At 63.6% G+C, this 14225-nt stretch carries 13 protein-coding genes; 8 read left to right on the forward strand and 5 right to left on the reverse strand.

Annotation, left to right across the window (positions count from 1 at the left end; genetic code table 11):
- Window positions 1-77: 77 nt before the first annotated feature.
- The 6 genes from ATY02_RS28705 to ATY02_RS28730 are packed head-to-tail and all read left to right on the forward strand — an operon-like array spanning window position 78 to window position 6844.
- Window positions 78-803, forward strand: coding sequence for an RDD family protein (locus ATY02_RS28705; RefSeq protein WP_068585192.1), 726 nt, complete (start codon window positions 78-80; stop codon window positions 801-803).
- Window positions 800-1780, forward strand: a complete 981-nt coding sequence (locus ATY02_RS28710) for a stage II sporulation protein M (protein ID WP_068585190.1) — start codon at window positions 800-802, stop codon at window positions 1778-1780. Before ATY02_RS28705 ends, ATY02_RS28710 begins: the two co-directional genes overlap by 4 nt.
- Window positions 1767-3317 (forward strand): DUF4129 domain-containing protein, encoded by a 1551-nt coding sequence (locus ATY02_RS28715; protein WP_068585187.1) that lies wholly within the window; start codon window positions 1767-1769, stop codon window positions 3315-3317. Before ATY02_RS28710 ends, ATY02_RS28715 begins: the two co-directional genes overlap by 14 nt.
- Window positions 3314-4477: a DUF4350 domain-containing protein gene (locus ATY02_RS28720; protein WP_068585185.1), complete on the forward strand. Its 1164-nt coding sequence runs from the start codon at window positions 3314-3316 to the stop codon at window positions 4475-4477. The genes ATY02_RS28715 and ATY02_RS28720 overlap by 4 nt, the downstream gene beginning before the upstream one ends.
- Window positions 4474-5499, forward strand: a complete 1026-nt coding sequence (locus tag ATY02_RS28725) for an AAA family ATPase (protein ID WP_083236059.1) — start codon at window positions 4474-4476, stop codon at window positions 5497-5499. The genes ATY02_RS28720 and ATY02_RS28725 overlap by 4 nt, the downstream gene beginning before the upstream one ends.
- Before the next feature lie 13 nt (window positions 5500-5512).
- Complete coding sequence (locus ATY02_RS28730) at window positions 5513-6844, forward strand: DUF58 domain-containing protein (protein ID WP_068585182.1); 1332 nt, start codon at window positions 5513-5515, stop codon at window positions 6842-6844.
- Window positions 6845-6855: 11 nt separating this feature from the next.
- Here the strand turns inward: ATY02_RS28730 and ATY02_RS28735 are convergent, their stop codons facing one another.
- Both ATY02_RS28735 and ATY02_RS28740 read right to left on the reverse strand, forming a co-directional pair.
- A complete protein-coding gene (locus ATY02_RS28735) occupies window positions 6856-7215 on the reverse strand; it encodes a PilZ domain-containing protein (protein ID WP_068585179.1) in 360 nt (119 codons plus the stop codon).
- 242 nt (window positions 7216-7457) lie between these two features.
- A complete protein-coding gene (locus ATY02_RS28740; RefSeq protein WP_068585176.1) occupies window positions 7458-7832 on the reverse strand; it encodes a hypothetical protein in 375 nt (124 codons plus the stop codon).
- Window positions 7833-7990: 158 nt separating this feature from the next.
- On the opposite strand from ATY02_RS28740, the gene pyk reads away from it, so the two are divergent.
- The gene (gene pyk, locus ATY02_RS28745) at window positions 7991-9442 is read left to right on the forward strand and encodes a pyruvate kinase (protein WP_068585173.1); all 1452 of its coding nucleotides are present in this window, start codon (window positions 7991-7993) and stop codon (window positions 9440-9442) included.
- Window positions 9443-9527: 85 nt separating this feature from the next.
- Here the strand turns inward: pyk and ATY02_RS28750 are convergent, their stop codons facing one another.
- Genes ATY02_RS28750 through ATY02_RS28760 form a run of 3 tightly spaced genes read right to left on the reverse strand, consistent with a single transcriptional unit; the run spans window position 9528 to window position 12343 of the window.
- Window positions 9528-10277, reverse strand: coding sequence for an enoyl-CoA hydratase-related protein (locus tag ATY02_RS28750; RefSeq protein WP_068585169.1), 750 nt, complete (start codon window positions 10275-10277; stop codon window positions 9528-9530).
- A 28-nt stretch (window positions 10278-10305) separates the two neighbouring features.
- Window positions 10306-11244: an iron-sulfur-binding ferredoxin reductase gene (locus ATY02_RS28755; RefSeq protein WP_068585166.1), complete on the reverse strand. Its 939-nt coding sequence runs from the start codon at window positions 11242-11244 to the stop codon at window positions 10306-10308.
- Window positions 11237-12343, reverse strand: coding sequence for a sensor domain-containing diguanylate cyclase (locus ATY02_RS28760; protein WP_068585163.1), 1107 nt, complete (start codon window positions 12341-12343; stop codon window positions 11237-11239). The genes ATY02_RS28755 and ATY02_RS28760 overlap by 8 nt, the downstream gene beginning before the upstream one ends.
- A 337-nt stretch (window positions 12344-12680) precedes the next feature.
- On the opposite strand from ATY02_RS28760, the gene ATY02_RS28765 reads away from it, so the two are divergent.
- Window positions 12681-14204 carry a fumarate hydratase gene (locus ATY02_RS28765; RefSeq protein ID WP_068585160.1) on the forward strand — a complete coding sequence of 508 codons (1524 nt, stop codon included), beginning with the start codon at window positions 12681-12683 and terminating at the stop codon, window positions 14202-14204.
- Window positions 14205-14225: the final 21 nt, after the last annotated feature.

Genomic DNA, 14225 nt, shown 5'->3' on the forward strand with positions numbered 1-14225 from the left:
AATGATGTCGTTAGACCCTCAGAGGCTGCTAGCATCGGCGCTGGATTTTTCCCATCAGGCCAGCCAGCAGTTTGTCCATGCTTGAGACCACAGCAACGCCAAGGAACGCATCGCTGCCCCCGCCCCTGGATACGCGGTACCAGGTCGAGACGCCCGAAGGCATCGACCTGCCATTGCGTCCAGCGGGACTGTTGGTCCGCACCCTGGCCTTTACCCTCGACCTGGGCATCCGCGGCCTGGTGCTGGGCATCCTCTTCATCGCCCTGGGATTTTTTGGCGAGATCGGCATCGGCATCGGTTCGATCCTGCTGTTCCTCGTCAGCTGGTGGTACATGGTGCTGTTCGAAGTGCTCAACCAGGGTCGCTCCCCAGGCAAACAGATAATGGGCCTGCGAGTCGTGCAGGACGATGGCACCCCCATTGGCTGGAGTGCCTCCCTGACCCGCAACCTGCTGCGCTTTGCCGACATGCTGCCCTTCGGCTACTTCCTCGGGGCCATCAGTTGCCTGCAGCATCCGGCGTTCAAGCGCCTGGGCGATCTTGCCGCCGGCACGCTGGTGATCTACCGCGAGCAATCGGTCAAGCGTCCAGACCTGCCACCCGCCGTGGCGCGCAGTGCTCCCTTCGCCCTGACCCTGAATGAACAGCGGGCGATCCTCGGTTTCGCCGAACGCCAGCCCCAGCTATCGAACGAACGCACCCGGGAACTGGCAGCGATCCTTGCCCAGCCGCTGCACGTACCCACCGCCCAGGCGACTGCCGAACTCAATGGCATTGCCCGAGGCTTTCTGGGAACGACATGAAACAAAGCCTTTTTGAAAGCCGTCACCAGCCCCAATGGCAGCACTTCGAACAACTGCTCGAAAAACTGGAACGCGGCCGAGCCAAGAGCGCGGACTGCCAGAGCTTCGTCCAGGACTACCGACGCCTGTGCCAGCACCTGGCCCTGGCCCAGGAACGTGGCTACAGCAGCTACCTGATCGATCCACTGCAGCAATTGGTATTGCGCGGCCACCAGCAACTGTATCGCCAGCGCACGGCGATCGGCGCCAATGCGCTGGAATTCCTGCTGGCCGGATTTCCTCGAGTGGTTCGCCAGGAATGGCGCCTCGTACTGATTGCCAGCCTGTTGTTCTTCATCAGCCTCCTGGGTATCGGGGTGTTGGTGTACCTGTTCCCCGAACTGATCTACAGCCTGGTCAGCCAACAGCAAGTGACTGAGATGCAAAGCATGTACGACCCATCGGCCGGGCGCCTGGGACGAGCTGCCGAGCGCGCCTCCAGTGAAGACTGGGCGATGTTCGGCTACTACATCATGCACAACATAGGCATCGCCTTTCAGACCTTTGCCGGTGGCTTGCTGTTCGGTCTGGGCAGTCTGTTTTTCCTGGTCTTCAACGGCTTGATCATCGGCGCCATCGCCGGGCACTTGACCCAGATCGGCTTCGGCCAGACCTTCTGGCCCTTCGTCATTGGCCACGGTGCCTTCGAGCTCAGCGCCATCGCCCTGTCCGGGGCAGCCGGGCTGAAAATGGGCTGGGCCCTGATCGCTCCCGGCCGCCTGCCTCGTGGCGAAGCCTTGTTGCAGGCGGCGCGGGTCAGCGTACGCCTGGTCTATGGCGTCATCGTGTTCCTGCTGATCGCAGCCTTCGTCGAGGCCTACTGGTCTTCCATGACCTGGCCTGCGCCGTGGATCAAATACAGCGTCGGCGCTGCCCTGTGGGGCCTGGTGCTGGCCTACCTGACCCTTGCCGGACGTACCCCCCATGCGCCTGAGTGATGCCAGCGTGGTGATCCGCCCACGCAACGCCTGGGAAGCCATGGACCTGGGGATACTCCTGAGCCAGCGCCACAGACGCCTGTTGATGGCCAGTTGGGCCATTGTCAGCCTGCCGGTATTCGCCCTGCTCAGCCTGCTGTTGTGGCAGTCGCCGTCTGTGGCCGTACTCCTGTTCTGGTGGCTGAAGCCGGCGTTCGAGCGCCTGCCCCTGTTCATTCTGTCCAAAGCCCTGTTCGGCGAAACCCCGACCCTGGGCCAAGCCCTCAAGCAATGGCCGCGCCTGCTCAAGCCACAACTGTTGGCCAGCCTGACCTGGCGCCGTTTCAGCATGAGTCGCAGCTTCCTGATGCCGGTGGTGCAACTCGAAGGCCTGGAGGGCGATGCCCGTCAACGACGCCTGGGAGTACTGCTGCAGCGCAATGCCGGGGCCGCACGCTGGCTGACGCTGATCGGCATGCACCTGGAGGGCGCCTTGTGGATCGGCCTGATGGTGCTGTTCTATTTGTTGCTGCCCCAACAGATTGAGCTGGACTGGAACTGGCAGACCCTGATCGCTGCCGCCCAACAGGACTGGCTATGGCTGGAACACCTGACCAACGCTTTCTATGCCTTGGTCCTGGTGCTTTGGGAACCGATCTACGTTGCGTGCGGCTTCAGCCTCTACCTCAACCGGCGCACCGAGCTGGAGGCTTGGGACATCGAGCTGGTGTTCCGCCGCCTGCGCCAACGCCTGGCCGGCGCCAGCGCGGCCTTGCTGGTGGCAGGCGCGCTCTTGTTGGCCCCGACTCAACCGCTCTGGGCTGCTGCTGCCGCCAACTCCGTTGCCGGTCCGCAAAGCCCACGGCTGCTGCAACAGCCACTGACCAGCAAAGCCTCCAGGGACAGCATCCAGGGCATCCTGGATAAGCCCCCGTTCAAGAATCAGGAATCGGTCACCCGCTACCGCTTCGGCGAAGAGCAGCCACAGAAAAAAGCGGCCAAGGGCAAACCGCCAGGTTGGCTCAAGAGCCTGCTGGAGAACCTTGGCAACGACAGCTTCGCCAGCCTGGCCAAAGGCCTGGAGGTCCTGCTCTGGGGCCTGTTGCTGGGAGCACTGGCCTGGGTGGTGTGGCGCTATCGCGACTGGCTGCGTACTTTCGTCGGCTGGCGTCCGCGCCCGCGCAAGAAGCGCCCGCGGGCCATTCCTCAACAACTGTTCGGCCTGGAAGTCGGCAGCCAGACCCTGCCGGCCGATGTCGCGGCCCGCGCCGCCGAGCTCTGGCCAACCCAACCCCGGGAAGCCCTGGGCCTGCTCTACCGGGCCTTGCTCAGCCGTTTGCTGGAAGAATTCCACCTGCCCCTCGGAGTCGCCGATACCGAAGGCCAGGTACTGGAACGGATCAAGGGACTGCAACACGCCCCACTGGAAGCCTTCAGCATCGAGCTGACCCGACACTGGCAGAACATGGCCTACGGTCACCAGATACCTGGGGCCGAAGCGCAACCACGGCTGTGTGACGGCTGGCGCGCCCTGTTCGGCCCTGGAGCATCGTCATGACTCGCACGATCTGGGCCATCCTCGCCCTGCTGCTGATCCTGGTGCTCGGTGGCAGTGGCTACTACCTCTACAGGCATGCCACACCCTATCAGGAGCTGGTGGATCATGGCCCGTCTCCCGAGGCCCTGGCCAACCCCTACCTGGCCGCCGAAATGTTCCTGCGCGAACGAGGCCTCAAGGTGGAGCACGCCAACAGCCTGGAAGCGCTGGCCGACTTGCCCCCCAAGGGCCATAGCCTGCTGATGCTGGAGGAGCGCTCGAACATGAGCCCACAGCAGGCCGATCGCGTCCTGGACTGGGCCCGAGCGGGCGGGCACCTGGTGTTCGTCGCGCAAGCCCTGTGGGATGAAGACACCGAGCAGAGCGGCGACCTGCTGCTGGATCGAGTCCAGATCCACCAGATGCTCAGCGAGGATCTCGAGGAACCTCCGGAGCCGGAAGCGGGCGATGCCTACCCGAAACTGACCAAGGTTCATGTGGACGGCGAACAGGCCCCGGCCTACGTCAGCTTCGACACGGCCTTTCATCTGGACGACCCGGACAGCCTGGCACAGTCCTGGGCCAGCAGTGGCGCGGCCACTCATATGATCCAGCTCGAGTACGGCAAAGGTAGCGTCACCGTACTGACCGATGCCGATATCTGGAAAACCCCGGCTATCGGCCGCTACGACAACGCCTGGCTGCTGTGGTACCTGAACGTCGATACCACCGTGACCTTGTTGTTCAACACCGATCACCCGAGCCTCTGGCAGTTGCTGTGGAAGAATTTCCCCCAGGCGCTGGTGGCTCTGGGGCTGCTCATCGGCCTGTGGCTGTGGCAGGCGGCTGTCCGCCACGGCCCCTTGCTGGAGCCGCCACCCAAGGCTCGTCGCCAGTTGCTCGAACACTTGCGCGCCAGCGCCGACTTCATCCTGCGCCACGGTGGCCAGGGTCCCTTGCTGCATGCACTGCAAGTGGATATCCGGCGCCGGGCCCGACGCCGTCATCCCGGGTTCGAACAATTGCAACCCGAGGCCCAGTGGGAAGTGCTGGCGCTACTCAGCCAGCAACCTGTCAGTGCCATCCGGCAGGCGCTGCAACCCCTGGCCGGACAACGCCTTTCCAGCACCGACTTCAGCCACCAGGTCGCCCACCTGCAAACTCTCAGGAATGCCCTATGAGCGAACACCCCGCAGAACCACTTGAACCCTGCGCACCACTGCTGGATCTGACCGACCCGGTCCAGCAGCGCCAGCGCGCCAGCCAGTTGGCCCAGGCCGTGCGTCAGGAACTGCAAAAAGCCGTGATCGGCCAGCAAGCGGTGATCGACGATGTGCTGACCGCCCTGATCGCTGGCGGCCATGTGCTGCTCGAAGGCGTTCCCGGGCTGGGCAAGACCCTGTTGGTACGTGCCCTGGCTCGCTGTTTCGGTGGTGAATTCGCCCGCATCCAGTTCACCCCCGACCTGATGCCCAGCGACGTCACGGGACACGCGGTGTATGACCTCCAGACCGAGCAGTTCAAGCTGCGCAAGGGGCCGCTGTTCACCCACCTGCTGCTGGCGGATGAAATCAACCGTGCACCGGCCAAGACCCAGGCCGCGCTGCTGGAAGCCATGCAGGAGCGCCAAGTGACGCTCGAAGGCCAGGCCCTGCCCATTGCCCAGCCATTCATGGTCCTGGCGACCCAGAACCCCATCGAGCAGGAAGGCACCTATCCCCTGCCGGAAGCCGAGCTGGACCGCTTCATGCTCAAGCTGCGCATGGACTACCCGGATGCCCAGCAAGAATTGGACATGGTCCGCCTGGTGGCGCGCTCGACTCGCGCCGACATGCTCGACGTCCAACCCCTGCGCACATTGCTGCAAGCCCAGGACGTCCAGGCCATGCAACACATCGCCAGCGACTTGCCCCTGGACGACCAGGTCCTGGACTACGCCGTGCGCCTGGCCCGGGCCACCCGCAGCTGGCCGGGGCTGATCCTTGGCGCGGGCCCACGCGCCTCCATTGCCCTGGTACGTGGCGGCCGGGCCCGAGCCCTGCTGCGTGGCGGCGAATTCGTGATTCCGGATGACATCAAGGGTTGTGCCATGGCAGTGCTGCGGCACCGGGTACGCGTAGCGCCGGAGCTGGATATCGAAGGCCTGTCCGTGGAGCAGGTGCTCCAGCAGATGCTCGAGCAGATCCCGGCCCCACGCCTGTGAGCAGTCCACACCGATGAAGCCGACCCGTTTGCTGCTGATCTGGCTTGGAGCCCTGGCCAGCCTGTTCATCCTCCTGGGAGCTGCCCGTGCCCTCGGGGTGGCGATTGCCCCACGCCTGGACTCCGTTGCCTGGGGCCTGTTACTGGCGCTGTTGCTGCTGCCCCTGCTGGATGCCCTGCGCGCGCTGCGCATGAGTTCGCCACAGGTGCATCGGCACCTGCCTGGCAGCCTGCCCCTGGGACGCTGGAGCGATGTGCAACTGGAGATCCGCCACGACTATCGACAGGCGCTCGATATACAACTGTTCGATCACCCGCCCCAGGGCCTGGTATTCGAACACCTGCCGCAGACGGTCAACCTTGAGCCCGAGCATGCCAGCCAGGTGAGCTACAGCGTGCGCCCCGTGCAGCGAGGTCATTTCGACTTCAGCCAATGCGAAGTCAACCTGCCCAGCCCCCTGGGCCTGTGGAGCAGCCGGCGGTTACTGCAAGTTCGCGACAGCACCCGGGTTTACCCGGACTTCGCTCGACTGTATGGCGGGCAACTGCTGGCGGTCGACAACTGGCTCAGCCAGCTGGGAGTGCGCCAGCGCCAACGCCGCGGCCTGGGCCTGGAGTTCAATCAGTTGCGCGAATTCCGTGAAGGCGACAGCCTGCGCCAGATCGATTGGAAGGCCACCGCCCGCCAGCGTACGCCCATCGCCCGTGAGTACCAGGATGAGCGCGACCAGCAGATCATCTTCATGCTCGATTGCGGACGCCGGATGCGCAGCCAGGACGATGAACTGGCGCACTTCGACCATGCCCTGAATGCCTGCCTGTTATTGAGCTACGTGGCTCTGCGCCAGGGAGATGCGGTGGGCCTGTACAGTTTTGCCGCCAGCCCATCGCGCTATCTGGCGCCGGTCAAGGGTGCGGCCCAGCTCAGTGTATTGCTCAACGGGGTCTACGACCTGCAGAGCAGCCAGCGTCCCGCCGACTACCAGGCTGCCGCCAATGAACTGCTGGCCCGGCAGAAACGCCGGGCGCTGGTGGTGCTGGTCACCAACCTGCGTGATGAGGACGACCAGGAGCTGCTGACCGCCGTCAAGCGTATCGGCCGCCAGCATCGGGTCCTGGTGGCCAGCCTGCGTGAAGAAGTCCTCGACCAGGTACGCCAGAACCCGGTGCAGACCTTGCCCGAGGCCCTGGCCTACAGCTCGGCCATCAACTATCTCAATGGCCGCACCGAGCTCCACGAACGCTTGAGCGCCCACGGCATCGCCCTGCTCGATGCACGCCCGGGAGAACTGGGGCCGGAGCTGGTGAGCCGCTACATGAACTGGAAGAAGGCCGGCAGTCTTTAGCGGCCTGCCGGTCAGGCCGAGGTCTGCAGTGGGTGGAAGCTGAAGTAATGACGCAGCGCCTGCTCCAGCTCCGCCAACTCCGGCGATGCCCGCAACAGGCTGAAGCCACTGTCGTAGTGATGGGGCGTCAAGTCTTCGTGGCACCACAGGCAGCGGGCGCTGAAATCCACCGACTGCGCCTGGCCATCACTGCCTGGCATCTTGATCCGCAACTCGAAGTCGGCACCGACCAGCATCGCAAGCGGGCTGATCAGCATCAGCCCATCGGCCGAGAGATTGCCCAGGTAACCGACAGGCTTGTCGGTGTATCGGTTGAAGACTTTCAAAAAACACGGCAGTTGGTGCCGTTCGATCCGACGTTCCGTGAACATGCTGGGTATCGCTATGGAAAGGTCATTAAGCATGACCGCACTAGTGCTTCGGAACGGGCCCGGTAGCGGCCCGCTCTCCTGATCAGATAGGCGAGGAAGGTCGCCCGAAGGGCTCCAGAGCCCCTGCTCCAGGCAAGACTGGAGCAGCGTTCGAATCGTCTCTGCCGAGCTACGTCTACAGAGCCGCCTGTGCAAATTTTAGCTCAAGCACCCGGGGCGATTGCAATGCCCCCTGGTCAATGTCACAAGGCGGTGCGACGAACCTGTGCGGCACCATTGGACGGGTAGTGGCCCAACTGCTGCAAAGTATCCAGCCGAGCCCTGGCGCGATAGGCGTATTCGCTGGTGGGGTACTGGGTGATGATGAACTGGTAGGTCTGGGCCGCATCGACGAACAGCTTCTGACGCTCCAGGCATTGTCCCCGCAGCATCGAGACTTCCGGCTGGACATAGCGCCGGGCACGGCTATTACGATCGACCTGGCTCAGTTCGAGCATCACGCTTTCGCAGTTGCCGCGGTCATAGGCACGATAGGCATTGTTCAAATGATGGTCCATCGACCAACGAGTACAGCCGACAACACTGACGGCCAGGGCAGCAATGAGTACGAATCGCATGGGGGTCTCTCCTGTCTTGTGCAGTGTATCGACTCATTGGCAAAAATCTTCAAGGTTGTTGTTCTAAACAAACAAACCGATAAGTAGTGCAAACGAACAATGACTACAACTTCGGAGCATAGTAGCCTCTCGTTGCGCTTGAATTCAGGAGTCCGTGCATGTCCGTTCGTCGTACCAAAATCGTCGCCACCCTTGGCCCGGCCAGTAACTCGCCGGAAGTTCTCGAACAACTGATTCTCGCTGGCGTGGATGTCGCCCGTCTGAACTTCTCCCACGGCACTCCGGCCGAACACAAGGCTCGTGCCCAACTGGTCCGCGACCTGGCCGCCAAGCATGGTCGCTTCGTCGCCATCCTCGGTGACCTGCAGGGCCCGAAGATCCGCATCGCTAAGTTCGCCAACAAGCGCATCGAATTGAAGATCGGTGACAAGTTCACTTTCTCCACCAGCCATTCGCTGACCGAAGGCACCCAGCAGATCGTCGGCATCGACTACCCGGACCTGGTCAAGGATTGCGGCGTCGGCGACGAGTTGCTGCTGGATGACGGCCGCGTGGTCATGCGCGTAGAGACCGCCACAGCCACCGAACTGCACTGCGTGGTGACCGTCGGCGGCCCGCTGTCCGACCACAAGGGCATCAACCGCCGCGGTGGCGGCTTGACGGCTCCGGCACTGACTGAAAAAGACAAGGCCGACATCAAGCTGGCCGCCGAGATGCAGGTCGACTACCTGGCCGTGTCCTTCCCCCGCGACGCCGCCGACATGGAATACGCGCGCCAACTGCGCGACGAAGCCGGCGCTACTGCCTGGCTGGTGGCCAAGATCGAACGCGCCGAAGCGGTAGCCGACGACGAGACCCTCGATGGCCTGATCAAGGCTAGTGATGCGGTGATGGTGGCCCGTGGCGACCTGGGCGTGGAAATCGGCGATGCCGAACTGGTGGGTATCCAGAAGAAAATCATCCTGCACGCCCGCCGCCACAACAAGGCGGTGATCGTGGCGACCCAGATGATGGAGTCGATGATCCAGAACCCGATGCCGACCCGCGCCGAAGTATCCGACGTGGCCAACGCCGTGCTCGACTACACTGACGCGGTCATGCTCTCGGCAGAAAGCGCGGCGGGGTCCTATCCGCTCGAAGCGGTCCAGGCCATGGCCCGGGTTTGCGTCGGCGCTGAAAAGCACCCGACCAGCAAGACCTCCAGCCATCGCATGGGCAAGGTGTTCGAAAGCTGCGACCAGAGCATCGCCCTGGCCGCCATGTACACCGCCAACCACTTCCCCGGCGTGAAAGCGATCATCGCCCTGACCGAGAGTGGCTATACCCCGTTGATCATGTCGCGGATCCGCTCTTCGGTGCCGATCTACGCCTACTCCCCGCATCGCGAGACCCAGGCTCGGGCCGCCATGTTCCGTGGCGTCTACACCGTGCCTTTCGACCCGGCATCGCTGCCACCGGAGCAGGTCAGCCAAGCGGCGATCGACGAGCTGCTCAAGCGCGGTGTCGTGGAAAAAGGCGACTGGGTGATCCTCACCAAGGGCGACAGCTACCACACCACCGGCGGCACCAACGGCATGAAGATCCTGCACGTGGGCGACCCGGTAGTCTGAGTCAGGCCCCGCGAAACGAAAAAGCCCCGGCGTGAAGACACCGGGGCTTTTTCATGCCTGGAAAACGCTGGCGCCAGCCAGGGAATCAGCCTTTGGCGAGAAACCCCGACAGCGCGGCTACCGCTTCCGGTGAGCGCAGGCGCTGGGTGAACAGCGTGCCTTCCTCCTCGATGACCCGACGCAGCAACTCGCGATCCGGTCCCCTCATCAGTTGCTTGCTGACCTGCACTGCCCCGGGTGCCGATTGGCTGAAACGCAATGCAGCGTCCCGCGCCTTGGCCAGGGCGGCCGCGCCACTTTCCAGGGCCGCGCTGGCAATGCCCCAGGCGGCGGCCTGCTCGCCGGAGAACCCCTCGCCCAGCAACAACAGCTCAGCCGCCCTGGCCTGGCCCAGTAAACGGGGCAGGATCAGGCTCGAGCCGAACTCCGGGCATAATCCGAGGTTGACGAACGGCATGCGCAGACGCGCATCGCGACTGACGTAGACCAGGTCGCAGTGCAGCAACAACGTGGTGCCGATGCCCACCGCAGGGCCCGCCACCGCCGCCACTACCGGCTTGCGACACTCAAGCAGGCTGCGCATGAATTGGAACACCGGGCTATCCAGGTCGGAGGGCGGCTGCTGGAGAAAGTCGGCGATGTCGTTACCCGCGGTGAAACACTCACTGCTGCCACAGATCAGCAACGCATTGATTTCAGGGTCGGCATCCGCCTCGACCAGGGCTTGCGCCAAGCGGCTGTACATGGCGCGGGTCAGGGCGTTTTTCTTGTCGGGGCGGTTCAGGCGCAAGGTCAGCAGCCCACCCTCGCGTTGCAACTCGATGGCATCGGTCATGGGGATCTCGCTCAGGAAGTCTCAGTACTCAACCGCGCGGCAGGAACACATCGGCCAGCAGTTGATTACGCGGCAGCCCCGCCAGGTACAGGCGCCGGGCAAAGGCTTCGACACTGTCAGGGTGCCCGCAGAGTAAGGCCTGGGTTTGCCGGGAAACAAGCCGCAGTTGCGCCAAAGCCGCTGTCAGCTCGGCCCCCACAAGCAGCTCCACGGTCAGTTGGGGTCGGTTCGCCGCCAGGGCTGCCAGGGGTTTGGCCAGATAATGCTCGCTGGCATCATGGGCCAGGTGAATGATCCGGATAGGGCCTTGGTGATCCTGGCGCAGCGCCTCGCGCAGGACCCCGAACAGGGGCGCCAGGCCGGTTCCCGCTGCCAACAGCCAAAGCGGATGCGCTTGCCAGTCCGGATCGTAGTGCAAGGCGCCACCACGCAGCTCTCCAAGGCGCATCGGATCGCCCAGGCGCAACTGGCGAGCGGCGTCACTGAATTGCCCGGGCTGACGGCAATCGAGATGGAACTCCAGGAAACGATCTTCCTCCGGCAGGCTGGCCAGGGAGTACGGCCTGGCGACCCGCCCCGCCGTCCACAACACCAGGTGCTGGCCAGCTCGATAACGCAACGGCCGCGTGGGCTGCAAGCGCAGGCGCAGGACCGTGCTGGAGAGCCAGTCCAGGCCGACGACGGTGGCGGGCAGGCCATCGCGCAGAGGGTCGAAGGTCTCCACCTGCAGGTCTTCGACCACCTGGCACTGACACGCCAGGCGCCACCCCAGGTGCCGCTGTTCACTGCTCAACGCATCGGGTCGACTATCGCTGGGCAGCCCCTGGACGCAATGCACCAGGCAGGCATGACAGCTGCCGGCGCGGCAACTGAAGGGCACCGCCACGCCAGCCCGGTTCAGGGCATCGAGCAGGTTGCTGCCAGGCTCAACCGACCAGCGGCGCTCACCGACTGTCAATTCAGGCATCGAAGTTTTCCCAGGCCGCGCAGCAACGATTGCGTCCATCACGCTTGGCCCGATAAAGAGCCTGGTCGGCCCGCTGCAGGGCCGCATCCAGATCATCGCCGGCTTGCAACAGGGTCATTCCCGCGGACAGGCTCAGATCGGGCACCTCCAAACCCAGCAGTTGTACCTGCATGAAAGCCAGGCGCAGGCGCTCGCAACAGGAAGTCAGGCGCTCGGTATCGCATTCGGGCAGCAACACCACGAACTCCTCCCCGCCATAACGCGCCAGGACATCACCGTCCCTCAGGCAAGCCGTGGCCACGGCGGAAAAAGCCTGCAGCACCTGGTCGCCCGCCGCATGGCCATGCTGGTCGTTGATGCGTTTGAAATGATCCAGGTCGATCAGGGCCAGGCCGTGCACCTGCTGCGCGTCCATGGCCTGCAACTCGCGCCCGGCAATACGCAGGAAGTGCCGACGGTTGAACAGGCCGGTCAATTCGTCGGTCGCCACCAGGTCCTCCAGTTGGCGCATCATTCCCCGCAGGGTGTCCTGGTGTGCCTGCAGGGCAAAGCGCCTCTGGCGCATGCGCGAACGCGACGCCTGGACATAGGCGGAGTACAGGCACAGCCATACCAACATCACCAGCACGACACAGACCTGCAGCGCCGCCAGTTGCGGGTCGGCCAGGACAAAGTGATAGCCGTCCCACAGGTTGACCCCGGCAAAGCAGAAGAAGATCAGCACCGTGCAACGCAAATAGGCACGGCGAGAGAGATGAAACAGGCCGAACAACAGTGGCAGGACATAGAACATCAGGAAGGCCCCGCGCGCCTGATCCAGATGGGCGATCAGCCAGGTCTGCCAGGCAATGCCCAGGACCACCTGGACCTCGGTCAGGCTGGCATCGGCGAACCGCAGGTTGCGGCCACTGAGAAATACCCAGCAGAGCAATCCCTGGCTGGCCACCACCAGTGCCGTACCCAGCAGGGCGCTGCCGACCGAAGCACGATAATGCCCCGTTAGAACGGCTAGCCAGAACAGCAGCAGGATCAATCCGTAGGTGCCCGCTGCAATGGTGAAGCGCTTGAGTAACAAGCTCTGGATGGCTTTATGGGTCAATCGTTGACTCACCGTGAGATAAGGAGGCTCAAGAGTTTCCTACTCCGCCAGCCATTCGCCACTTTAGTGCTGCCCCCGGAAAATGACTATTCAAATTTTCGGTGGTGCTCCGAGCGGTCACCGGCGTCTCACGCAAGAACGATGCCCACCCGATAGGCGACTTTCGTTTGCCTGCCTGGCGGGTGTGCCCAGCCCCCAGGCGCGGTATACTGCCGCGCCTTTTTAACGGTGCGCCTGCTGCCTGTCCGGCGCACCCCAGCGGTGTCTGCAACCGACCGATGCACCCAAGCTGCAGACACCCAGTTAAATGTTCCCGTCTTTTAGAGGAGCGCGACTCATGACCGTGATCAAGCAAGACGACCTGATTCAGAGCGTTGCCGACGCCCTGCAGTTCATTTCCTACTACCACCCCGTGGACTTCATCCAGGCGATGCACGAGGCCTACCTGCGCGAAGAATCGCCGGCAGCCCGCGACTCCATGGCGCAGATCCTGATCAACTCGCGCATGTGCGCCACCGGCCACCGGCCGATCTGCCAGGACACCGGTATCGTCACCGTCTTCGTCCGCGTGGGCATGGACGTACGCTGGGACGGCGCCACCATGAGCCTGGACGACATGATCAACGAAGGCGTGCGTCGCGCCTACAACCTGCCGGAAAACGTCCTGCGCGCTTCGATCCTGGCCGACCCGGCCGGTGCCCGCAAGAACACCAAGGACAACACGCCTGCAGTGATCCACTACTCCATCGTTCCGGGCAACACCGTGGAAGTGGACGTGGCGGCCAAGGGCGGCGGCTCCGAGAACAAGTCGAAGATGGCCATGCTCAACCCATCCGATTCCATCGTCGACTGGGTCCTCAAGACCGTACCGACCATGGGTGCTGGCTGGTGCCCGCCCGGCATGCTGGGCATCGGCATCGGCGGTACCGCCGAAAAGGCCGCGGTGATGGCCAAGGAAGTGTTGATGGAGTCCATCGACATTCACGAGCTCAAGGCTCGTGGCCCGCAGAACCGCATCGAGGAAATGCGCCTGGAGCTGTTCGAGAAGGTCAACCAACTGGGCATCGGTGCCCAGGGCCTGGGTGGCCTGACCACCGTGCTCGACGTGAAGATCATGGACTACCCGACCCACGCCGCTTCCCTGCCGGTGTGCATGATCCCCAACTGCGCCGCCACCCGCCATGCACACTTCGTGCTCGACGGCTCGGGCCCTGCTGCCCTGGAGGCGCCGCCTCTGGACGCCTACCCGGAAATCGTCTGGGAAGCCGGCCCATCGGCCCGTCGCGTCAACCTCGACACCCTGACCCCGGAAGAAGTGCAGAGCTGGAAGCCGGGCGAGACCGTACTGCTTAACGGCAAGATGCTCACCGGCCGCGACGCTGCGCACAAACGCATGGTCGAGATGCTGAACAAGGGCGAAACCCTGCCGGTGGACCTGAAAGGTCGCTTCATCTACTACGTCGGCCCGGTTGATCCGGTGGGCGACGAAGTGGTTGGCCCGGCCGGCCCGACCACCGCCACGCGCATGGACAAGTTCACTCGCCAGATCCTCGAGCAGACTGGCCTGCTGGGCATGATCGGCAAGTCCGAGCGTGGCCCGACCGCGATCGACGCGATCAAGGACAGCAAGGCCGTGTACCTGATGGCCGTCGGCGGTGCCGCCTACCTGGTGGCCCAGGCGATCAAGAAGTCCAAAGTGCTGGCCTTCGCCGAACTGGGCATGGAGGCGATCTACGAGTTCGAGGTCAAGGACATGCCCGTCACCGTTGCGGTGGACAGCAAGGGTGAGTCGGTCCACATCACAGGTCCCGCCATCTGGCAGAAGAAGATCAGTGAGAGCCTGGCGGTAGAAGTGCAGTAAGCCTTCCCTGCCTGGCCAGAG

The organism is Pseudomonas sp. BIOMIG1BAC, assembly GCF_001705995.2.
Taxonomy (GTDB): Bacteria; Pseudomonadota; Gammaproteobacteria; order Pseudomonadales; family Pseudomonadaceae; genus Aquipseudomonas; species Aquipseudomonas sessilinigenes.

Coding starts and splice junctions, on each gene's coding strand:
- ATY02_RS28705 (WP_068585192.1), top strand. CDS start 78: ATGCTTGAGACCACAGCAACGCCAAGGAACGCATCGCTGCCCCCGCCC.
- ATY02_RS28710 (WP_068585190.1), top strand. CDS start 800: ATGAAACAAAGCCTTTTTGAAAGCCGTCACCAGCCCCAATGGCAGCAC.
- ATY02_RS28715 (WP_068585187.1), top strand. CDS start 1,767: ATGCGCCTGAGTGATGCCAGCGTGGTGATCCGCCCACGCAACGCCTGG.
- ATY02_RS28720 (WP_068585185.1), top strand. CDS start 3,314: ATGACTCGCACGATCTGGGCCATCCTCGCCCTGCTGCTGATCCTGGTG.
- ATY02_RS28725 (WP_083236059.1), top strand. CDS start 4,474: ATGAGCGAACACCCCGCAGAACCACTTGAACCCTGCGCACCACTGCTG.
- ATY02_RS28730 (WP_068585182.1), top strand. CDS start 5,513: ATGAAGCCGACCCGTTTGCTGCTGATCTGGCTTGGAGCCCTGGCCAGC.
- ATY02_RS28735 (WP_068585179.1), bottom strand. CDS start 7,215: ATGTTCACGGAACGTCGGATCGAACGGCACCAACTGCCGTGTTTTTTG.
- ATY02_RS28740 (WP_068585176.1), bottom strand. CDS start 7,832: ATGCGATTCGTACTCATTGCTGCCCTGGCCGTCAGTGTTGTCGGCTGT.
- pyk (WP_068585173.1), top strand. CDS start 7,991: ATGTCCGTTCGTCGTACCAAAATCGTCGCCACCCTTGGCCCGGCCAGT.
- ATY02_RS28750 (WP_068585169.1), bottom strand. CDS start 10,277: ATGACCGATGCCATCGAGTTGCAACGCGAGGGTGGGCTGCTGACCTTG.
- ATY02_RS28755 (WP_068585166.1), bottom strand. CDS start 11,244: ATGCCTGAATTGACAGTCGGTGAGCGCCGCTGGTCGGTTGAGCCTGGC.
- ATY02_RS28765 (WP_068585160.1), top strand. CDS start 12,681: ATGACCGTGATCAAGCAAGACGACCTGATTCAGAGCGTTGCCGACGCC.